Raw genomic sequence first — 20,916 nt, forward strand, 5'->3', positions numbered from 1 at the left:
AGTTGGCCATCAGGCCGCTGGGATGGGCCGGGGCTGCGCGGCGGCGCGGTGCTGGCCGGGCGCGACCTTGCCGGCATCGACCTCGCCGGCGCCGATCTATCCGGCGCCGACCTGCGCGAAACGCTGTTCGAACACGCCAACCTGCGCGGCGCCAACTTCAGCGGCGCCAACCTTGCCGGCGCCGTGTTCACCGCCGCCACGCTGGACGGCGCCGATTTCAGCGGCGCGCTGCTGGACGGCGCCAACTTCAGCGCCAGCCACGGCGGCGCAGTCTTCAAACAGGCGTCGCTGCGCAATGTCAGCGCGATGAACGCCGCATGGGGCGGGGCCGATCTGACCGGCGCACTGCTGCAAAACGGCATCGCGCCCGGCATCGACCTGAGCGCCGCCGTCCTCGATGGCGCTGTGCTCGACGGCGCCTTGCTGACGCAGGCCACGGCCGACGGCAGCCGCTGGCGCGGCGCGCAACTGAACAAGACCGTGCTGTTGCAAGCGCAATTGAACGGTGCCGACTTCGGCGGTGCCTCGCTGGTGAAAGCCGTGCTGCTCGACGCCACGCTGGTCGGCAGCGCCTGGCTCGGCGCCACGCTGGACGCTTGCGCGCTGGGCGGTAAGGCGGATTGGTCCGGCGCGTTGTTGTGTGGGCTGAACGCCAGTGCCTGCGGCTGGCATGGTGCCACGCTGGCCGGCGCCGACTTCACCGGCGCGCGGGTGATCGGCTGCGAGCTGGGCGAGTGCGATCTGAGCGATGCCATCCTCACCGACGCCGTCTTCGCGCGCTCGTTGCTGATGCAGGCGCTGTTGCCGCGCGTCTCCGCCCGCCGCGCGGATTTCTTCCAGGCCCTGCTGCGCCGCGCCGATCTGCGTCAGGCCGATCTGTGCGAGGCGAATCTGGTGCAGGCCGATTGCACGGGGGCGCTGCTGTATGGGGCGCGGTTCGATGGGGTGCGGCTGGAAGCGAATCGGAGGGTGGCGTGATGAGGATCGGACGCGTAGCGGTTGTCGTGGTTGCGACTGCAACTGCAACAGCGACTTCAAAGGCTTTAAAGGCTGAGCGCCTTGCGGCGCGGCTGATTGACGCCCTTAGCGGCCGGGCGGGCCGGTTCATTTCTTTTGCTTCGCCAAAAGAAACGAACCAAAGAAAAGGCGACCCGCGCTTTGCGCCCCTCCGGGGTGCCCTCAGTCGGTCGGGAGCCTAAGGTCTCCCTCCACTTCCTCGGCGCCTGCGTAACGGGGGGAAAGGCCGTTGAATGCCAAGGGAAGTGAGAAGGCAAAAGCCACGCCTTTGTACCCTTGGGTAACAAAACCACCAATTTTCACCCGCAGGCACTCGCACACGTCACCCCTTCCCTTCAAGGGGAGGGGCCGGGGGTGAGGATGGTTTGCCCGGGGCCCCTCAGCAGCGCCGAGAGGAAGACAAGCGGGCGGGAATTCGGCGAGGACTGTCTGAGTGAGCGTAGCGAGCGAGTTCCGCAGCCACCGCTCGATTGTCTGGAGCGAGGGAACCCCGGCCTGCCGGGGCGCGTATGCGGGGCGGCCTTTTCTTTGGTTCGTTTCTTTTGGCCGCGCAAAAGAAATGAACCGGCCCGCCCGGCCGCTAAGGGCATCAATCACCCGCGCCGCAAGGCGCTCTGCGTTTAAAGCCTTTGAAGTTGCAGTTGCAGTTGCAGTTGCAGTTGCAGTGGCTGTTGCCGTGGCTGTTGCAACAGCCGTAACTACGGTCACCGCAATCACCCCCCGCCCCGCCGTAGCGGCCCGCTCAACCAGAGCACCCCACAAAAAAAGAAGGAGCGCCCCCCATGAAACGCCACCACGGCAGCATCGCCATCCTCATGCTCGGCATCCTCCTGCTCCTCCTCGGCGCCCTCGCCGTACTCGACGTCGGCCGCGTCATGGCCGAAAAACGCCGCTTGCAGAAAGTGGCCGACCTGGGCGCGCTGGCAGCGGCCGAAGCGCTGACCGACGGGCCGGTGAACGCAGCGCAAAACAGCGCGCTCAGCAACGGCTTCGACCCGGCCGGCGCGGGCCTGCTGCTCACCGTCGAACCAGGCGACTGGCAGACCGACGGCCAGTTCACCGTCGTCGGCACATTCGACAGCGCCAACGCAGTGCGCGTCACCGCGCGGCATGCGCCCTTCCCCACCTTCTTCCTGCCGGACGACGCCACCATCGTCGCCCACGCCATTGCCCGCAGCGGCAGCCATGCCACGTTCAGCCTGGGCACGGGGCTGCTCAATGCCGGCGGCACCAACACCCTGCTGTCCGGCCTGCTGGGCAAACCGGTGAACCTGACCGCCGCCTCGTACAATGGCCTGCTCAATGCCAGCGTGCCGTTGCAGGCGCTGATGGTCGGACTGAACGCCGGGACCGTCGAGCAACTGCTCGACAGCCAGGTCAGCTACGACCGCTTGCGGCTGGCGCTGATCCAGGCGCTCCAGGCGCAGGGCGACGCCGCCAATGTCGCGGTGTTGCAGGCACTGACCAGCACCGTGCCCGGCAATACCATCCGCGTGGGCAATAACGACGGCACCGGCATCCTCGACCTGGCCCTGGTCGATGCAGCCGCCGCCGTAGCCACCCGGGTATCGGCCGGCGAGCTGCTGCTGGCGGGGTTGCAGATGGCCAATCGCGCCCATGCGGCGGAACTGGGCACGCTGGTCAACCTGCCACTGGTGGCCAAGGTCGCCGTGAATGCCACGGTGGTGAACCCACCGGTGGTGGCATCGGGCGTGCCGGGGCTGAACCGCGCCGGGCAGTGGCAGACCATGGACCGGGGCAGCAACACCACGCTGGGGTTGTCGATATCCACGCTGCTGCCGCTGCTCAAGATCACCGTGCCGGTGGACGTGAACGTTGCCCCCAGCGAAGCATGGCTGCAAAGCATCGATTGCACCGGCGACAGCATGACGGTGACCGTGGGCGTGCGCACCGCGGCGGCGTGCCTCACCAGCGGCAATTGCGCGCGCGGCAGCGGTACGCTGGTCTTCACCGTGGACCCCGGCCACCCACTGCCGCAGACCAAGACCCTCGGCGCCAAACAGAACGTGAGCAGCCTGCTCGGCGGCGTGCCCCTGCTGGGACCGGTCCTGGGTGCGCTCGGGGCGCCGCTGGATGCGGCGCTCGACCCGGTACTCGGCGCGCTGGGCATCCGCCTGGGCTACGCCGACGTCACCCTGCGCGGCGCGGAATGCCGTGGTGCGAGTGCGTTGGTAGGGTGATACCCACGAGCGAGGCACAACGCAGCAATGCGCCCGGCCTTCGTCCTTCGCACCCACGTTTGAAGGTCGATTCGCCCTGGGGTTACTGCGACCCCACATCATCGACCGCCGCCGCAGCCTCGGGGCAGGTGGTGGCGACATCGCCGCGATCCAGCGTCAGCACACCGGTGCCGAATTCGCCGCGATAATCGCCCTGCAACCGCTTCGGATCGCCATTCACGCTGACGGTGACCTTGGGGCCGAGCACGAACTCCAGCCGCCAGCCCAACGCCTCGCGCTTGCCCTGGATCGTGATCGGTTGAAAACCGGCGCAGGCGATGCCGAAGCGGCCGCGTGCGGTGAAGGTGTTGGCGCCAGCCTGGTTCAGCGCATCGATCCACAGCGCCCGCGTGTGGCGGTCGCCATGCAGGTTGGCCCAATAGGTACCGACGAAATCGGCGGGTTGCGCCGGGGCGGGCGCGTCGGCCAGCACCACGCCGCACGCCAGGCCCAGCAGCCACAGGTATCTCGACATTGTTCTTCCTCCTTGCCCCTGTCCGGCGGGGCTGGCTGGCATGATATCGCCTGTCCCCCGCCCGCGTGCGGCGCGCTGCGCCACCCGACTTTGATCCCGCGCGTACCCCGCGCGAAAACGGTCGCCCAGCGCACGACGCGGCTCGTTATACTTGCCAGCCTTGTGTCGCCCCCTAGAACGGAGATTTCGATGTTGCCCCGCCTTCGCCATCTGATGCGCCCGCTGCTCGCCGGGCTGTGTACCGCGGCCCTCCTGGCCCCGGTCGTCACGCACGCCGCCAGCGACGACGTGAAGGATTTTCCGCGCTCGCACCTGTGGCGCATCGAAAAGAAGAACGAGCCCACCTCGTGGCTGTTCGGCACGGTTCACGTCTCCGATCCCAAGGTGACCCGGCTTTCGCCCGCCGTGCAGGCCGCGTTCGATTCGTCCGAGCGCGTGGCCACCGAAGTGCGGCTGGATTTCGGCGCCTTCATGGAACAGGCCAATACCGTGCTGCTGCCCGAGGGCGAAAGCCTGAAGGACAAGCTGGGCGCCGCCTACTACACCAAGCTGGTACCGGAGCTGGAAGCACGCCACTACCCCGAGGCCGCCGTGCGCCGCCTCAAGCCCTGGGCCGCCGCGATGTACCTGATGGCGCCCAAGAAGCCCGATGGCGAACTGCCGCTGGACCTGCTGCTGACCAAGAACGCGGTGGACGCCGGCAAGGGCTATGACGGCATCGAAACGGTGCAGGAACAACTGGCGGTGTTCTCGGATATCCCGGCCGACAAGCAACTGGTGCTGCTCAAGACGCTGATCGACAACCAGAAGGACATGGAGGCCGGCATCAAGGCCATCATCGACCGCTACGTGGCTCGCGACTACGCCGGCATGGTGAAGCTGGCGCAGCCGGATTCCGACCCGGTGATCCGCGACTTCTCCGCCGCCGACCGCGCGTACTTCGCCGACTGGACCAAGCGCGTGCTGCTGGCCGAACGCAACGAGCGCCTGGCCAACCGCATCATCCAGGTGCTGCCCAAGGCCCACGCCTTCTTCGCCATCGGCGCACTGCACCTGCCCGGCAAGGATGGGCTGATCGCCCGCCTGCGCGCCGCCGGCTACACCGTGACGCCGGCCGACGTGGTACCCGCCGCCAAGGCAAAGAAAAAGAAGTAGTCCCGCGTCACACCACGCCAGAAAGCCGCTGCCAGCCAGCGGCTTTTTGTTGCGCCCGAAAACGGGCCGGACTGCCTCTTCCCATCCGGGCCGGTTGCGGTACACCATCACCGCATCGCGCCCAGACCCTGGAGAACCCCATGCGTTACCGACTGCTACCCGCCTCCGACCTCAACGTATCCGTACTGTGCCTGGGCACCATGACCTTCGGCGAACAGAACACCGAGGCCGAAGGCCATGCCCAGCTGGACCGGGCGCTGGCGGCCGGCGTGAACTTCATCGACACCGCCGAGATGTACCCGGTGCCCGCCAAAGCGGAAACCCAAGGCGCCACCGAGCGCATCGTCGGCAGTTGGCTGGCACGCCAGCCACGCGACAGTGTGGTGCTGGCCAGCAAGGTGGCGGGGCCGCAACGCGGCATGGCCTGGATGCGCGGCGGCCCGCAGTTCACCGCCGAACAGATCGTCGCCGCCTGCGAGGCATCGCTGACACGATTGCGCACCGATTACCTGGACCTGTACCAGTTGCACTGGCCAGCGCGGCACGTGCCGATGTTCGGCGAGACCTACTTCGACCCCAGCCGCGAGCCGGACATGGTGCCGTCGGTCTACGAACAACTGGAAGCGCTGGACCAACTGGTGCGCGCCGGCAAGGTGCGCCATGTGGGCCTGTCGAACGAAACGCCATGGGGCGTGATGGAGTTCCTGCGCGTGGCACGCGAAAACAACCTGCCGCGCCCGGTGACGATCCAGAACGTCTGCAACCTGCTGCATCGCGGCTTCGAGCACGGCCTGACCGAAGTCTGCCACCGCGAACAGGTGGCACTGCTGGCCTACAGCCCGCTGGCATTCGGCCTGCTGACCGCCAAATACCAGGACGACGCCGCCAGCGACGGCCGCATGACCCGGTTCCCCGGCTTCGGCGCGCGCTACGCCAAGCCCTATGTCCAGGCCGCCATCGCCGACTACGCCGCCCTGGCCCGCGCCAACGGCCTGACCCCGGCGCAACTGGCGCTGGCCTGGCTGAACAGCCGCTGGTACATGGGCAGCGTGATCATCGGCGCCACGACCATGGCGCAACTGGAAGAAAACCTCGGCAGCCTGGCGGTCACCATCACCCCGGAACTGGACGCCGCAATCGAAGCCATCCACGCACGAAGCCCGAATCCGGCACTGTAGGCGGGGGCTGCGCGGCGGATCACGCGGAGCGGGGGCCGGCTCGGGGCATACCCTGATCGCGCGGGGAATACGGGCTGGTCGATGGCCGGCCTACCGCCGCCCAAGGTTCATCCCCGCTCACGTGGGGAACACTGCCATGCCTTCGGGACTCGAACCATCCACACCGGTTCATCCCCGCTCACGCGGGGAACACCAAGGGGCTGGCCGAATGGGCGCAGCGCAGCGGCGGTTCATCCCCGCTCACGCGGGGAACACGCATGCCATTGCTCCATCAAATCGGGAATGTGCGGTTCATCCCCGCTCACGCGGGGAACACAGCTCGGCAACCCTACCATCCAAATCCTGGCGCGGTTCATCCCCGCTCACGCGGGGAACACCCACGAGCGCGTCAACGACCACGCCAGCGTGCCGGTTCATCCCCGCTCACGCGGGGAACACGCGTCGTAGATGTAGTGCCCAGCCTGCGGCGACGGTTCATCCCCGCTCACGCGGGGAACACGTAGCGGTGACCGCGTTCAACCTCGGCAAATCCGGTTCATCCCCGCTCACGCGGGGAACACGACCACCGGCATATCGTCATTCTCGACGATGGGCGGTTCATCCCCGCTCACGCGGGGAACACAACACAAAGATGTGCTGCGGAAGATTCAGTTGCGGTTCATCCCCGCTCACGCGGGGAACACCACACGTCACCCATTAACACGCACGCAGCCGGCGGTTCATCCCCGCTCACGCGGGGAACACGGGAGAAATGACATAATTACGCCTGTAGGACAACGGTTCATCCCCGCTCACGCGGGGAACACACCAATTACAACACATTGATTCATCAACCAATATTCCCCCCACCCAAATCCACCAACCTTACAGCCCTGATCCGGGGGTTCTTGGGGCGAGCGGCGGCGGCCCGGAATCCTGGCCAGGTGGCTCGCCAACCCGCCAGATCAAGCTCATTTCAGTATCCTGATCCCGCCCCCGGCAGGTTGCGGGGGCCTCGGGCGGTTGCGCCAGTCGTAGAGGCGGCGCAGGTTGTCGGGGGAGCAGAACACCGTGTCGCGGTCGGGGTTGTCGATATTGCACAGGTCCGTGGCACGCTGGTCGGGGTCGATGCGGGTGGGTTCGCCGGGGTCGGGGGCCGTGGCCTGGGGTTCGGGCGTGGGTGCCACGGCGGGCACGGGGGTCGGGTCGGGGACGGGAAAGGCATCGACATTGGAGACCGCGCCGCCGCTGTAGTCGAGCCGTTTGCCGTCGCACGGGCGGTCGGCGTAGATCGTCTGGCCATCCTTCAGGCATTTGTAGACGTCGGCGGCGGCTTCGCCCGCCAGCGCCAGGCAGAGCACGCCCGCCATCTCGATCAGGTGTCGCATTGTCTGTTCCTCCCGTTCCGGTATCGGCCGCGCCAAGGGTCATCGGTTGCCGCGCAGGCTCCATAACCGACAGTCGGTCGCCCCACTTTGTCGTACCGCTCGCCATGCCTTACAACGTGCGCCTAATCGATTGCTTCAGGTTACGCTGATGAACGAACAACCGATCCTCGATCCGCAGCGCGTCGCCGCGCTGGAAAACGATGCGCACGCCAACCCCACGCTTTACCAGTTGCGCGTCACGGCGATGGCGCTGGCGGGCTACCTGGCCGTGGTGGGGCTGGTGCTGTTCGGGCTGCTGATCTTTTTCATCGGGGTGCATACCGAACGGGTGTTGCTCACGATCAGTGGCATCGCCTTCGCGGTCACCAGCGTCTATCTGGTGCTGAACTGTCTGACGCAGAACGACGATCTGCCCACCGGGCGACCGCTGCACCGGGCGGAGGCGCCGGATCTGTTCCGCTTGCTGGACAAGCTGGCGCGCAAGACCGGCACGGCGGTACCGGATTCGGTATCGGTCGGCGAGCGCTTTGCCGTCGAGCTGGTGGAGCAACCGACGCGGCTGCCGTTGCAGCGCCGCCGGCGTCACCTGATCGTGGGGTTGCCGTTACTGCTGGCGCTGTCGTCCTCCGAACTGGCGGCCCTGCTGGCGCAGGAATGCGGTCGCCTGCATGGCGACCAGGGCAGGCTGGCCACCTGGATCTGCCAGTTGCGCCGCCGCTGGGCCGCGCGCTATCCACACCTGCATGACGAACACGGGGCGCTGAGCGAGTTCGTGGCGCGCTTTTACCTGTGGTACATCCCGCGCTTCCAGACCTATACCCTGGCATTGGCGCGGCAACAGGAAATGGCCGCCACGCAATGGTCCGCCGAAGTGATCGGCACTCAGGCGGCTGCCCATGCGGCAATCAAGATGGCGCTGTTCGGCCGTTTCTTCGAGCACCATTACTGGACCGCCTACTGGCGGCAGGCCGATACCCGCGCCGAGCCGGGTCTGGCGCCCTATGCGGGGATGGCCGAGGGCTTTCGCCAGGGTGAGCGCGTCTGGCGCTCCAGCCGCTGGCTCAAGGAGGCGCTGGCCGAGCGCCCGAGCTACGACGATCCCCACCCCAGCCTGAAGCAGCAACTGGATCGGCTGGGCCAGGCCGCTTCGCCGGTGGGCTGGCCCCGGCAAAGCGCGGGCGAGAAATGGCTGGGCGTGACGCTGGGCAAGCTGGTGGGCGAGTTCGACCGCGACTGGCTGGCGCTGAACAGCCAGACCTGGAAGACGCGCTACCGTACCGCGCGCCAGGAGGAAGCGGAGCTGGAAACGCTGCGCATGCACAGCCCGGATACCCTGGACAGCCATCAGCTCTGGCGGCTGGCGCAACTGTCGCACTCGCGGCTGGGCGCCGCCGAAACACGACCGTTGCTGGAACGCGTGCTGGCGCAGCAGCCGGAGCACGCACAGGCGCGCTACCTGCTGGCCTCGCTGTTGCTGGATGCGGGCGATGAGCGCGGCCTGGGCTGCATGGAGCAGGCGATGAAGCTGGATCAGCAACTGGTGGATGATGGCATGGCGCGCTGCCAGCGCTATCTGGGCAAGCGGGCACGCCAGCACGATGTCGAGGACATGTGGGCGCGGCTGTCCACGTATCACGGGTGGGCGCACGCGTGATTGCCGGGGGTTTTGCTGACCGGCGCGCCTTGATTGCTCTTTTAGTATTGCCATGAGCCAGTAGCTGCAAGCGCCTGCAAAGCCGGGTGCGAAACATCTGTGGGATGCCAGCAACGGCGCTTCCTGATCGATTCCACTCCCCCCGCCCTCGCCGCCGCGAGGGGGCCTCGCTGCGCTCGATGCGGTTGCAAGCGGGGGTGGGCTGCCGGTGGCGTTCAGCTGCACCCGATGCATAGGGCGCTGCCGGGCCTATCAGGGGGCGCGGCAAGTTCGTGAAAAGCGCGCTGTGGGGGCATGGAGTTGGCGGCGGACTCCGATCAATCCGTGTACGCAGATTGATCGAACTGCGGCGTGTCAGGCTGCTTTTGGCAGTAACGCCATTCCCCCGCCGTCATGAGGAAACCCCGCGATGTCGCGGGGCTGCTGATCGATTGAACCCAGGCTTCTTTTGCGTGCGGGGGCCGGTTCGGTGGTGGTCGGATCAAGTGCTCGAATGCGCCACGCGCTTCGGGCGCTGGGGCATGGCGGGCTGCGCCGGCGAGCGCTGCCGCAGCATGGCGGCCAGCCAGGCGCAGGCCAGCGCGGCGAGCAGGTGCTTGAGGTGGTGGCCACTGAGCCAGCCGCCGCTCAGGTCGTACACCACGGCGTCGCCCAGTTCCGCCACTTTGGCCAGGCCGTAGCACAGCCCCGCCTGGAGGATCGCCAGCCGTTCCGACCACGGCGCCTGGGCGCGATGCTGCCAGCACGGTACCAGCAACAGCGGCGCCAGTTGCAGCCACAGGTAGGGGCGCAGGTCGCCGCCCTCCGCGGTGCCCAGCCCGGTGAAATGCCACCATGCCACGCTGATCACCGCGAGCAGGGCGCACAGGGCAGCCGCTTCGCGCCCCCAGGCGCGGTGGCCCCCTTCGGCCCATCCGGCCGCCAGCATGCCGGCGGCGGCCAGCGCGATCGGCAGGCGATCCCACACCAGACGGGCGTTGTCGGGAGCCCAGTGGTAGAACGCCGATCCGGCGCCGGTCAGGGTCACGCCCAGGAAGAACAGGCGCCAGCCGGCCCAGGCGGTATCGCCGGGCACACGCGGCAGACGGCCCACCACGCGCAGCCCCCACAGCCCTACCAGCAGGAACGGCAGGTTGGACCAGACATTGACGGCTGCCGGCACGCCCCACCACGCCCGATCCCCCACAAAGTCGTGGTAGTGCGGTAGCTGGTGGATCGGGCCGTAGGCCCACAGCAACAGCACGCTGCCCAGCGCCAGCAGCGTTGTCAGCGACCAGCGCCAGCCACGCCAGGGGTTGCGATCGACGACCAGGGTTTCCATCTTGTACATCCTTGTGAGTAAGAGAACACCCCAAGGATGCGTTTGGTGCACCAAAGTCGCTATCTGCATGGCGGAAGTGCCGAAAGTCACGCCCGGTGGTATCGTATTTCGATACTAAACAGGGGGAGAACAACCATGCAGGAAGCCGACGAACTGTTGCAGGCGCTCAAGCGCCACCTGCGCGAGCAAGGCATCACCTATCGCGCACTGGCTGAACCGTTGGGTCTTTCCGAAGCCAGCATCAAGCGCTTGTTCGCCAGTGGCCGTTTCACGCTGGATCGGCTGGGCGAAATCTGCCGCCTGGCCGACATCACGCTGGCCGAGCTGGCGCTGGCAGCGCAGGCGCGGCACGAGGTGTCGCGCTTGAGCGCGGCGCAGGAGGCCGAGCTGGTGGCGGACGAGCTGTTGTTGCTGGTGGCCGTCTGCGCGCTCAACCACTGGCAGACCGCCGATATGCTGGCGCATTACCGGCTGGACGAACCGACGCTGATCCTGCGGCTGGTCAGGCTGGACCGGCTCGGGCTGATCGCGCTGCTGCCGGGCAACCGGATACGGCTGGCGGTGGCGCGCGATTTCGACTGGCTGCAAGATGGCCCGATCCGCCGCTATTTCCGCACGCACGCCGAGGGCGATTTCCTGGCGCATGGTTTCGCCGACGAGGCCTGCTTTTCCTTCAGCCACGGCATGCTGACCCCTGCGGCGCGCGATCGCCTGATCGGCCTGCTGGCAACACTGCGGCGCGAGTTCGCGCTGGAGCACCAGGCCAGCCTGCCGCAGCCGGTCGGCGAGCGACGCGGCCACGGGCTGTTGGTGGCCCTGCGCGAATGGGAGCCGTCCGCATTTGCAAAATACCGCCGCATACCCTCTGGCGCCTGAAACGCGATTACGTATAATGCGAGAACTTTGCTCGATCCGATGCAATGTCCGGCCCGTCCGGCCCGGAGCCTGCCCACGCGATGTCCGCGGCAGCGTTCGGGGTAGAGCCGGTGCGCGGCAAGGCGCGAGGCGCGCGGTGGTGTGACACCACAAGCGGCCGGCAACGCAGCAGCATTCCGGCAGTGCCCCGCACCCACAGGGCCGGCTGGAAAAGCTCCATGCACTGCGTGATGCGCCTTGGAAAACAACTGTTGATCGCCTGCGTCGCACGTCTGGTGCCTGGCCTTTCCCGGCCCGGCGCCCCCGCGAGAATCGCGTGGACAGGCGCTAGGATCGCTGCTTCCGTACTCGTTTCCAGTCCGTCCCTGTATTGTCGAACCGCTGCTCGACTGGTGCCCCGGTAGGGGATCGCGGCGGTCTTCACGGAATATCCAATGTCCTTTGCTTCCCTCGGCTTGAGCGAGGCGCTTGTCCGCGCCGTCACCGAACTCGGTTATACCGAACCCACCCCGATCCAGACCCAGGCCATCCCCGCCATTCTTTCCGGCGGCGACCTGATGGCGGGCGCGCAGACCGGCACCGGCAAGACCGCCGGTTTCACGCTGCCCATCCTGCAACGCCTGACCGAAAACCCGCGCGAAGGCGCGCCGCGCATCCGCGCGCTGATCCTCACCCCCACCCGCGAACTCGCGGCCCAGGTGGAGGAATCGGTGCGCAACTACGGCAAGCACGTAAAGCAGAAATCGCTGGTGATCTTCGGCGGCGTGGCGATCAACCCGCAGATCGAAAAGCTGAAGAAAAAGCCCGATATCCTGGTGGCCACGCCGGGTCGGCTGCTCGATCACGCGCAGCAGGGCACGCTGGATCTGTCCGGCATCGAGATCCTGGTGCTGGACGAAGCCGACCGCATGCTGGACATGGGCTTTATCCACGATATCAAGAAGGTGCTGGCGCTACTGCCGGAAAAACGCCAGAACCTGCTGTTCTCGGCCACCTTCTCCGACGACATCAAGGCCCTGGCCGATAAGCTGCTGGATAACCCGGCGCTGATCGAAGTGGCCCGCCGCAACGCCACCGCCGAGAACATCGCGCAGAAGGTCCACCCGGTGGATCGCGACAAGAAGCGCCAGTTGCTGGCGCACCTGATCAAGCAGCACAACTGGTTCCAGGTGCTGGTCTTCACCCGCACCAAGCACGGCGCCAACCGGCTGGCCGAGCAACTGTGCAAGGAAGACATCCCCTCGCTGGCGATCCACGGCAACAAGAGCCAGGGCGCCCGTACCCGCGCGCTGTCCGAATTCAAGGCCGGTACCCTGCAGGTGCTGGTGGCGACCGACATCGCCGCGCGCGGTATCGATATCGACGAACTGCCGCACGTGGTGAACTACGAGCTGCCCAACGTTCCCGAAGACTACGTGCACCGCATTGGCCGCACCGGCCGCGCCGGCGCCGAGGGCGAGGCGATCTCGCTGGTCTGCGTGGACGAACTCAAGCTGCTGACCGACATCGAAAAACTGATCAAGCGCGATCTGCCCAAGCAGGTGATCGAAGGCTTCGAGCCCGATCCGCATGCCAAGCCCGAACCGATCCAGTTGCGTAGCGGCCAGCGCCAGCAACAGCGTGGCGGCGGTCAGCGCCAGGGCGGCGAAGGCCGTCGCGGCCAGCAGCAAGGCCAGGGCGAGCGCGCCCAGGACGGGCAACGCCAGCAGCAACCGCGCAAGCCGCGCCAGGGGCAAGGCCAGAACCAGGGGCAAGGGCAAGGGCAAGGCCAGGGTCAACGCGGTGGCCAGCAGCAGCAAGGTCGCAAACAGGGTCAAGGCCAGGGTCAGGGGCAAGGTCAACAGCCGCGCGCCCAGGGCAAGGGCCGTGGTCAAGGCCAGGGGCAAGGTCAGGGCCAGGGGCAAGGCCAGGGCGGCGCCGGCGCGCAGCGCGGCAACAATGCCAGCCGTGGCGGCAACGTGGAGCATCGCGGCAAGGATGCGTCGGTGTGGGATGAGCGCCAGCCGACCAGCAACGAGAACACGCCCGTTTCCACGCTGTTCTCGATGCCCCCGCGTCGCTCGACCGGCCGTCATCACTGATCATCGACACCCGGCCCGGCCTGTTGCCCGGCGGCCTTGCCGCCGGGGGACGGATCGAACGAAAGGGCGGCTGCGGCTGCCCTTTTCTCTTGCCACGACGGCAAAGGAGCTTCCATGCATTTCGAACATCTGGTCCAGATCAACGACGACACCAACCCGCTGGCGGTGTCGCTCAGCCCGGAGCAACTGTGGCGCGGACTGGTGCACCGGGCCGAGGCGCCGCAGGATTTCATGGCGCATGTCGAGCACGTGGCGGTGCTGCACCGCGAGGATGATTACGTCGAACGCGAAATGCGCATGGGCAACCTGCGCGTGGTCGATCACATCGCTTTCACCCCCGGCGAGCGCGTGCACTACGACACGCAGCCCAGCGAAGAACACGGCGGCGGCTCGCTGACCATGACCATCGAACAGCCCAGCCCCGGCGTGCTGTTCCTGCGCGTGGTGTACGACACTCCGCTACCCGAAACCCCCGGCGCCAGCGAAACCGACGACAGCTACTACGTGGATTACGTCAAGGAAGCGTATCGCCAGAACGACATCGACACGGTACGACGGATTCGCGAGCTGGCCCAGGCGGGGCACTTCGGGTGAGGGGTGAGGGGGCAGGCACAGGACAAACCGGCCGCAAGTAGCCATTTGCTTTCTCTCCCGTGGGTTTTTTCTCCGTGTTCTCCGGATTTTTTCGTGCCCTCCGGATCTACGGATTTTCCCCTCCCGGACTTCCCCTCGACCTCCCCTCCTACACTGCCTCAGCCTCTGGCCTACAGCGTTTCCGGACACGCGCCGCTGGTGTGGGAAAACATCGTGCCAGCGCCCGCCGTCGAGCCGGAAATCCGGCAATATTCCCTGTGGAACAAGCAGTTAGCCCCCTTAGAGTGAAGGCACAACATCGCCGAGGAGGTCGCCATGCTGCACTACGCCATCGTATTTCTGATCGTTGCCCTGATTGCCGGGGTGCTGGGTTTCGGCGGCATCGCCGGTACCGCCGCCTGGATCGCCAAGGTTCTGTTCGTGGTGTTCCTGGTGCTGTTCGTGGTCTCGCTGATCCGGCGCAACAGTTAGCGCCCCGGCGCCCCAAAACAAAACGGCCGCGATTGCGGCCGTTTTGTTTTTGCAGCGATGAACTCAGGAAGCACGCTTCTTGAATTCGGCGGTGCGGGTGTCGATTTCGATGCGATCACCGATTTCGATGAAGGCCGCCACCTGGATCTGGGTGTCGGTGCCCTTCAGCTTGGCGGGCTTCATCACCTTGCCGGAGGTATCGCCACGCACGGCGGGCTCGGTGTATTCCACTTCGCGCACGATGGTGGTCGGCAGTTCGACGGAGATCGCCTTGCCTTCGTAGAAGGTGACTTCGCAGGCGTCTTCCATGCCATCGACGATGAAGGCCACGGTGTCGCCCACGTTCTCGGCTTCGACTTCGTACTGGTTGTACTCGGCGTCCATGAACACGTACATCGGGTCGGCAAAGTACGAGTAGGTGCACTCGCGCTTTTCCAGCACGACCACATCGAACTTGTCGTCGGCCTTGTACACCGCTTCCGACGGCGCGTCGGACAGCAGGTTCTTCATCTTCATCTTCACGACCGCAGCATTGCGGCCGGACTTGTTGTATTCGGTCTTTTGGACCACGAGCGGCTGGCCATCGACCAGAATCACATTGCCCGAACGGAGTTCTTGAGCGGTTTTCATGAAAATTCCCGTTACTGCGATTGAAAAATAGAAAAACTCGCTATTCTAGCTTGGCCCGCGCAAAGCTGACCAGATTGGCGGCCAGGTCGCGTTGCCCGCCCAGATGGGCGGCCCAGCGCGCCGCGTGATCGCGCAGCGCCGGCAATCCGGGCGCCAGCGCGGCCCAGTCCGGGGTGCCGCCCGCGTTCCAGGCCAGCCAGAACGCCCGCAATGCCCGCGCCGGTTCCGCCGGCAGTTCCGCAAGGTACAGCGCGAGGAACGCGGCCAGTTTGTCGAGATGGGCCGCATCCTCCTGGGGGTAGATGTGCCACACCAGCGGCACGCCGGCCCATTGCGCACGCACGAAGCTATCCTCGCCGCGCACGAAGTTGAGATGGCAGCTCCAGAGCAGCAGATCGTATTCATCCTGTTCGACGAAAGGAATCGACCGTGCAGTGAGCGCGCCACGCTGCACGCCCTGCGCCAGCGCCTCGGGCGTCACGCCCAGCTCGCTGGCCAGCGTGGCGGTGACCTTGCCTTGCGGTGCCAGCAGCCACACCGGCTGCGCGCTGGCGGCCCAGGCATCCAGCAGCGGCGCCAGCGGCGGGTCCTGGTAGGCGAACAACGAAATGCGTAGCGCGTCGGGCGGCACGGTCACGCCCAGGCGTGCAGCCAGCCAGCCACGCGCGGCGGTGTCGTCCCAGGCGGCGCGACGGGACAGCAGGTCGCGCTCGCGCGGCAGCCCGCCGGTTGCGTCGGTGAAGCCGGGAAAGAAGAAGTACTTGCCCAGGCCGCCCGGTTGCGGCGACATCAGGCCATGGCAGCCTGCCACCCAGTCCTCGGCGGACAGGTATTCCAGGTTGATCCACAGCGGCGACGGCCGCCGGGCGCGCATCCGCGCCGGCCACGCCGCCGGCAGGGCGCAGGCGAAGGCTTCGATCACCACGTCGCCGGGCAGCGCATCGGCGTCGGCCTCCCGCCAGTGCAGGATATCGACGCCGGCATGGCGCTGGCGCGGCTGCGCCGGATCCAGCGCGGGCAACAGCGGGGCGAAGCTGTGGAGATCGTCCACCCACAGCCGCACCGTGTGGCCGGACAACGCCGCCAGTTGCCGCGCCAGACGCCAGCACACGCCGATGTCGCCATAGTTGTCGACCACCTGGCAGAACACATCCCAGGCCAGCGGTCGCGTCGCATTCAAACCCGTTGCTTCCAACCCCATTCCCTCATCCGATGCCGGTCAAGGCGCCAGCTTACCCGGAACGCCGCCCGCGCCCCATGACGCACCGCCCGGGCCGATTCGTGCCAATGCCCGCATACGGCAATGTGATTGAAATGGATCATCCAATAAAATTTAAAGAATCTGTCCTGCTACGGACACAACAGATTGAATGCTCAATTGGAAACAAATGGTTGATTTTTGGGTAGTAGGCGGCAAATAAAAACTACAGACAAACAAGATTGAAAGATAACTTACTAATTATCATGACAATTACCACCGTCCATCTGTCTTACATCAATCAATTCACACATTTCCAATACGTCCAATAAGATATGGAGGCTGGTTCCACCCCGTCATCAGAATGGGCAGCCAGTAATCAATGCAATTCAATCGAAAGGAGTGTCACCATGCAACTTAGCAAGATGAAGTCGCTCATCGCAGGTCTTTCGCTGCTCGCCGCCGGCGCCCAGGCCCAAGTCATCGACTGGGATGTGCACGACGTGGTTGAAAGCGCCACCGTGCGCCACAACCAGCTGGAAACGGGTCTGGTGTTCAACGACTACTTCACCTTCCACCTGGATAACGCGTCGCACCTGTGGAGCAACACCGTCGCCAGCAACCTGGGCAACGTGCTGCGTATCTCCGCTGGCCAGCTCGAACTGTACTCGGGCAGCTATTTCGACGGCGTGGCCGATACCCTGCTGGGCACCCACATCTTCGACGGCACCACCGGCAACCTGAGCCACAGCTTCGCCAACCTCACGGGTGGCGATTACTACTACAAGGTGAGCGGTCTGCTGACCGGCGTCCTGGGCGGTCAATACACCATCGCCTCGGCCGTGGTTCCGGTTCCGGAACCCGAAACCTATGCGCTGATGGGTCTGGGTCTGGTCGGCCTGATCGCCGCGCGCCGCAAGAAGCACAAGGCGCAATAAGTCTTTCGCAGTGTACGCCCCCTTGCAGTGAAAAGCCCCGGGGAAACCCGGGGCTTTTTTTCGCCTTGCACATTCATTTGGCCAATTAAATCAACCAATCCACCGGCAATACCTGCCATCGTGGACAGCCGGCACAATTCGCGCAAATTGAATGAAGCAATTGTGAACCCCATTTGACAATTGGCCCGCATCGGCGCGATATCGATATAACCGAAACCTGATTTGCCTTTTATCGATAATGGCCGGCAGGGTAAAACGAAACCCCACACCTTGAATCACAGAGCACAGTGAGAACACGGCGTTAAGCAGAGAGACCTTCAAGCTTTGGTCTTTCTGCGTTTTCCCGCTGTGCCCGCCGTACCCTCCGTGGTTCAAGATATGGGGTTTTGTTCAAGGTATGGGGTCTGCCAGCCGCCTCAGCGCGACCAGAAGAAGCCGCGGGTATCGATCACCACGCGCGTTTGCAGCTTTTCGCGGCGCACCCGCTTGAACTGTTTGTGATCGACCAGCAGCAGCACGATGTCGGCCTGCTCGATGGCCTCGTCGGCGGCAACGAACTCCACCTTGCCTTCCAGCTTGGCCGGCAGCTTGTCGATATGCGGCTCGACCACCAGCACGCGGCCCAGATCGCGGCCGGCCAGATCCACCACGATATCCATCGCCGGGCTTTCGCGCAGATCGTCGATATCGGCCTTGAACGACAGGCCCAGGCACGCGATCACCGGGTTCTTGAAGCGGTCGGCCGCCCGCGCCACCTGTTCGATCACGTGATGCGGCTTGTTGTCGTTCACCTCGCGCGCGGTGCGGATGATGCGTGCCTCCTTGGGCGCGGAATCGACGATGAACCACGGGTCCACCGCGATGCAATGGCCGCCGACACCGGGGCCGGGCTTGAGGATGTTCACGCGCGGGTGGCGGTTGGCCAGCTCGATCAGCTCCCACACGTTGATGCCCAGCTTGTCGCTGATCAGCGAAAGCTCGTTGGCGAAGGCGATGTTCACGTCGCGGAACGAGTTCTCGGTGAGCTTGGCCATTTCGGCGGTGCGGCTGTCGGTGAGCAGGCATTCGCCGCGCACGAAGATCTGGTACAGGTCGGCGGCCATTTCGGCAGCCTTGGTCGTCATGCCGCCGACGATGCGGTCGTTCTCGACCAGTTCGCGCAGCACGTGGCCGGGCAGCACGCGCTCCGGGCAATAGGCCAGTTGCACGTCGGCGCTGTCGCCGGCCTGCTGCGGGAACGACAGGTCGGTGCGGTATTCGGCCAGCCAGCCCGCCAGTTGCTCGGTGGCGCCTACCGGCGAGGTCGACTCCAGGATGATCAGGTTGCCCTGGCGCAGCACCGGCGCGATGGCGCGCGCGGCCGCCTCGATGTACGACAGATCGGGCTTGTGGCCGTCCATGAACGGCGTCGGCACGGCAATGATGAAGGCGTCCGCTTCCTGCGGCGTGGTGCGGGCGACCAGGTTGCCCTCTTTCACCACGTGGTGCACCAGGCCATCCAGATCCGGCTCGACGATATGCACCTTGCCGCGGTTGATGGTGTCCACCGCGTGCTGGTTCACATCGACGCCGATCACCTTGACGCCGCGGCTGGCCAGCACCGTGGCCGTGGGCAGGCCGATGTAACCCAGGCCGATCATGGCCACCGTATTGAACTTGAACATGTCATGCACTCCAGTTTTCGAGGATGTCGTTGATACGGCGCGCGGCCTGGCCGTCGCCGTAGGGGTTATGCGCGCGGCTCATTGCCTGGTAGGCGGCCGCGTCGTCCAGCAATCGGTTGGCTTCGGCCACGATCAGCGCGCGGTCGGTACCGACCAGCTTCACCGTGCCCGCCGCCACCGCTTCGGGGCGCTCGGTGGTGTTGCGCATCACCAGCACCGGCTTGCCCAGCGATGGCGCTTCTTCCTGCACGCCGCCGCTGTCGGTCAGGATCAGGTCGGCCCGGCCCATCAGGTAGACGAAGGGCAGATAGTCCTGCGGGTCGATCAGGTGCACGTTGTCGCGCCCGGCCAGCAGCCGGCGCACCGGCTCCTGCACATTGGGGTTGAGGTGCACCGGGTAGACGATCTCCACGTCGCGGCGATTGGCCAGTTCGGCCAGCGCGGCGCAGATGTTCTCGAAGCCGCCGCCGAAGTTCTCGCGGCGGTGGCCGGTCACCAGGATCAGGCGCCGGTCGGGCGCCAGGAAGGCAAAGCGCGTCGCCATGTGGTCGGCCAGCGTGGCGTCCTGCTTCAAGCGGCGATCCACGTCCAGCAGCGCGTCGATCACGGTGTTGCCGGTGACCTGCACCGTGTCCGGCCGCACGCCTTCGCGCAGCAGGTTGTCGCGCGCGGTATCGGTGGGCGCGAAGTGCAGCGCGGCCACCGCGCCGGCGATCTTGCGGTTCATTTCTTCGGGCCACGGCGAATAGATGTCGCCGGTGCGCAGACCGGCTTCCACATGCCCGACCGGAATCCGCTGGTAGAACGCCGCCAGGCTGGCCGCCATCGTGGTGGTGGTGTCGCCGTGCACCAGCACGATGTCGGGCCGCCATTCGGCGAACACACCGCGCAGGCCGGTCAGCGCGCGCGCGGTGATGTCGGTGAGATCCTGGCCGGGCTGCATCAGGTCCAGGTCGAAATCGGGCGTGAGGCTGAACAGCTCCAGCACCTGGTCCAGCATCTGCCGGTGCTGCGCGGTGACGCACACCCTGGCCTCGAAACGCGGGTCGGCCTGCAACGCGGCCACCACCGGCGCCATCTTGATTGCCTCGGGACGGGTGCCGAAAACCACCATCACCTTTTTCATGCGCGCTGCTCCCGCACGAACGGCCGCTTCACCATGGCCTTGGCCAGCATCACGAAGAAGTACATGTCGTCGATGAAGTAGCGCTTGAACATGCGGCGTGGTTCCTGCAGGAAGCGGTAGAACCACTCGAAGCCCGTTTTCTGCATCCATACCGGCGCGCGGCGGGTCTTGCCCACCATCACGTCGAAGGTGCCGCCCACGCCCATGGCGAACGGCACTTTCATCTGCTCCTGGTAACGGCCGAGGAAGTGTTCCTTCTTGGGCGAGGTAATGGCGACGAACAGGATGTCCGGCCGTGCCTCGGCCACCTGCCGCACCACCTCGGCCTCTTCCTCGGGCTTCCAGTAGCCGTTGCGGTAGCCGGCCAGTTGCAGCGCCGGATATTGCGCCTGGAACTTGTCCGCCACCGCGCTCACCACTTCCTCGCGCGCGCCCAGCAGAAACACGCGCCAGCCTTGCTCGGCCGAGTGGCGCATCAGGTTCTCGAACAGATCGACGCCGGTGACGCGCTCTTTCAGCGGCCGGCCCAGCAATTTGGACGCCCACACCACCGGCATGCCATCGGCGTTGATCAGCGCGCATTCGTTGATGATCTGCTTGAGCGCCGGATCACGATGCGCCTTGACCACCTTGTCGGCGTTGATCACCACGTGCTGGTGCGGGCGGCCCGAGGCGATGAATTCACCGATGCGGCCCAGCGTTTCCTGCATGGAAAGATTGTCTACGTCGCAACCCAGTATGTTCAGTCTGCTCATGTCGTGTACCTCTTTTGTTGGTCGCCACCGGGCAACAGCCCGCTGGCGGCGTTGTGCTCACTTGCCGTACCACTTGTACTGTCTTCGTTTCGCACGCCTTGCCAGCGGGCTGTTGCCCGGTGGCCTTGCCAGCGTTGTGCTCATTTGCCGTACCGCTTGCACCGTCTTCGTTTCGC

The 20,916-nt window shown here is 65.7% G+C and carries 18 protein-coding genes and 1 CRISPR repeat array; of the genes, 10 read left to right on the forward strand and 8 right to left on the reverse strand.

Features of this window, described 5'->3' with window-relative positions; translation table 11 throughout:
- Both FAZ21_RS15825 and FAZ21_RS15835 read left to right on the forward strand, forming a co-directional pair.
- The coding region (locus FAZ21_RS15825; RefSeq protein ID WP_136774416.1) for a pentapeptide repeat-containing protein at nucleotides 1-978 on the forward strand (978 nt) is incomplete at its 5' end.
- An 821-nt stretch (nucleotides 979-1,799) separates the two neighbouring features.
- Nucleotides 1,800-3,218: a pilus assembly protein TadG-related protein gene (locus FAZ21_RS15835; RefSeq protein WP_136774417.1), complete on the forward strand. Its 1,419-nt coding sequence runs from the start codon at nucleotides 1,800-1,802 to the stop codon at nucleotides 3,216-3,218.
- Between the two features lie 82 nt (nucleotides 3,219-3,300).
- On the opposite strand, the gene FAZ21_RS15840 is transcribed toward FAZ21_RS15835, so the two are convergent.
- Nucleotides 3,301-3,732, reverse strand: coding sequence for a hypothetical protein (locus tag FAZ21_RS15840; protein ID WP_136774418.1), 432 nt, complete (start codon nucleotides 3,730-3,732; stop codon nucleotides 3,301-3,303).
- Nucleotides 3,733-3,921: 189 nt separating this feature from the next.
- Between FAZ21_RS15840 and FAZ21_RS15845 the strand changes: the two genes are divergently transcribed.
- Together FAZ21_RS15845 and FAZ21_RS15850 are read left to right on the forward strand one after the other, a co-directional pair.
- Nucleotides 3,922-4,887 (forward strand): TraB/GumN family protein, encoded by a 966-nt coding sequence (locus FAZ21_RS15845; RefSeq protein ID WP_169307451.1) that lies wholly within the window; start codon nucleotides 3,922-3,924, stop codon nucleotides 4,885-4,887.
- A 140-nt stretch (nucleotides 4,888-5,027) separates the two neighbouring features.
- Nucleotides 5,028-6,065, forward strand: coding sequence for an aldo/keto reductase (locus FAZ21_RS15850; protein WP_136774420.1), 1,038 nt, complete (start codon nucleotides 5,028-5,030; stop codon nucleotides 6,063-6,065).
- Nucleotides 6,066-6,168: 103 nt separating this feature from the next.
- A CRISPR array of direct repeats spans nucleotides 6,169-6,871; the repeat unit is 29 nt; unit sequence CGGTTCATCCCCGCTCACGCGGGGAACAC.
- Between the two features lie 144 nt (nucleotides 6,872-7,015).
- On the opposite strand, the gene FAZ21_RS15855 is transcribed toward FAZ21_RS15850, so the two are convergent.
- On the reverse strand, nucleotides 7,016-7,432 hold the full coding sequence (locus FAZ21_RS15855) for a DUF4124 domain-containing protein (RefSeq protein ID WP_136774421.1): 417 nt from the start codon (nucleotides 7,430-7,432) through the stop codon (nucleotides 7,016-7,018).
- A 148-nt stretch (nucleotides 7,433-7,580) separates the two neighbouring features.
- Between FAZ21_RS15855 and FAZ21_RS15860 the strand changes: the two genes are divergently transcribed.
- Nucleotides 7,581-9,086, forward strand: coding sequence for a M48 family metalloprotease (locus tag FAZ21_RS15860; RefSeq protein ID WP_136774422.1), 1,506 nt, complete (start codon nucleotides 7,581-7,583; stop codon nucleotides 9,084-9,086).
- A 481-nt stretch (nucleotides 9,087-9,567) separates the two neighbouring features.
- On the opposite strand, the gene FAZ21_RS15865 is transcribed toward FAZ21_RS15860, so the two are convergent.
- Nucleotides 9,568-10,407: an alkaline phytoceramidase gene (locus FAZ21_RS15865; RefSeq protein WP_136774423.1), complete on the reverse strand. Its 840-nt coding sequence runs from the start codon at nucleotides 10,405-10,407 to the stop codon at nucleotides 9,568-9,570.
- Nucleotides 10,408-10,542: 135 nt separating this feature from the next.
- Here FAZ21_RS15865 and FAZ21_RS15870 point away from each other — a divergent pair, with 135 nt between their 5' ends.
- The 4 genes from FAZ21_RS15870 (at nucleotide 10,543) to FAZ21_RS15885 (ending at nucleotide 14,429) form a co-directional block, all read left to right on the forward strand.
- Nucleotides 10,543-11,283, forward strand: coding sequence for a helix-turn-helix domain-containing protein (locus FAZ21_RS15870; RefSeq protein ID WP_136774424.1), 741 nt, complete (start codon nucleotides 10,543-10,545; stop codon nucleotides 11,281-11,283).
- A gap of 434 nt (nucleotides 11,284-11,717) precedes the next feature.
- Entirely contained in the window at nucleotides 11,718-13,364 is a 1,647-nt protein-coding gene (locus FAZ21_RS15875; protein ID WP_136774425.1) for a DEAD/DEAH box helicase, read from the forward strand.
- 114 nt (nucleotides 13,365-13,478) lie between these two features.
- On the forward strand, nucleotides 13,479-13,958 hold the full coding sequence (locus tag FAZ21_RS15880) for an SRPBCC family protein (protein ID WP_136774426.1): 480 nt from the start codon (nucleotides 13,479-13,481) through the stop codon (nucleotides 13,956-13,958).
- Between the two features lie 315 nt (nucleotides 13,959-14,273).
- The gene (locus tag FAZ21_RS15885) at nucleotides 14,274-14,429 is read left to right on the forward strand and encodes a DUF1328 domain-containing protein (protein WP_136774427.1); all 156 of its coding nucleotides are present in this window, start codon (nucleotides 14,274-14,276) and stop codon (nucleotides 14,427-14,429) included.
- Between the two features lie 63 nt (nucleotides 14,430-14,492).
- Here the strand turns inward: FAZ21_RS15885 and efp are convergent, their stop codons facing one another.
- Together efp and earP are read right to left on the reverse strand one after the other, a co-directional pair.
- A complete protein-coding gene (gene efp / locus FAZ21_RS15890; protein WP_136774428.1) occupies nucleotides 14,493-15,059 on the reverse strand; it encodes an elongation factor P in 567 nt (188 codons plus the stop codon).
- A gap of 40 nt (nucleotides 15,060-15,099) precedes the next feature.
- Complete coding sequence (earP, locus tag FAZ21_RS15895; RefSeq protein WP_246038705.1) at nucleotides 15,100-16,239, reverse strand: elongation factor P maturation arginine rhamnosyltransferase EarP; 1,140 nt, start codon at nucleotides 16,237-16,239, stop codon at nucleotides 15,100-15,102.
- A gap of 443 nt (nucleotides 16,240-16,682) precedes the next feature.
- On the opposite strand from earP, the gene FAZ21_RS15900 reads away from it, so the two are divergent.
- Complete coding sequence (locus FAZ21_RS15900; RefSeq protein WP_136774453.1) at nucleotides 16,683-17,195, forward strand: FxDxF family PEP-CTERM protein; 513 nt, start codon at nucleotides 16,683-16,685, stop codon at nucleotides 17,193-17,195.
- 416 nt (nucleotides 17,196-17,611) lie between these two features.
- Here FAZ21_RS15900 and wecC read toward each other — a convergent pair whose 3' ends face one another.
- The 3 genes from wecC to FAZ21_RS15915 are packed head-to-tail and all read right to left on the reverse strand — an operon-like array spanning nucleotide 17,612 to nucleotide 20,740.
- Entirely contained in the window at nucleotides 17,612-18,859 is a 1,248-nt protein-coding gene (gene wecC / locus FAZ21_RS15905; RefSeq protein ID WP_136774430.1) for a UDP-N-acetyl-D-mannosamine dehydrogenase, read from the reverse strand.
- 1 nt (nucleotide 18,860) lies between these two features.
- Nucleotides 18,861-19,985 (reverse strand): non-hydrolyzing UDP-N-acetylglucosamine 2-epimerase, encoded by a 1,125-nt coding sequence (wecB, locus tag FAZ21_RS15910; RefSeq protein ID WP_136774431.1) that lies wholly within the window; start codon nucleotides 19,983-19,985, stop codon nucleotides 18,861-18,863.
- Complete coding sequence (locus tag FAZ21_RS15915) at nucleotides 19,982-20,740, reverse strand: WecB/TagA/CpsF family glycosyltransferase (protein WP_169307452.1); 759 nt, start codon at nucleotides 20,738-20,740, stop codon at nucleotides 19,982-19,984. Before FAZ21_RS15915 ends, wecB begins: the two co-directional genes overlap by 4 nt.
- Nucleotides 20,741-20,916 lie beyond the last annotated feature (176 nt).

This window comes from Chitiniphilus eburneus (genome assembly GCF_005048205.1).
GTDB classification, from domain to species: Bacteria; Pseudomonadota; Gammaproteobacteria; order Burkholderiales; family Chitinibacteraceae; genus Chitiniphilus; species Chitiniphilus eburneus.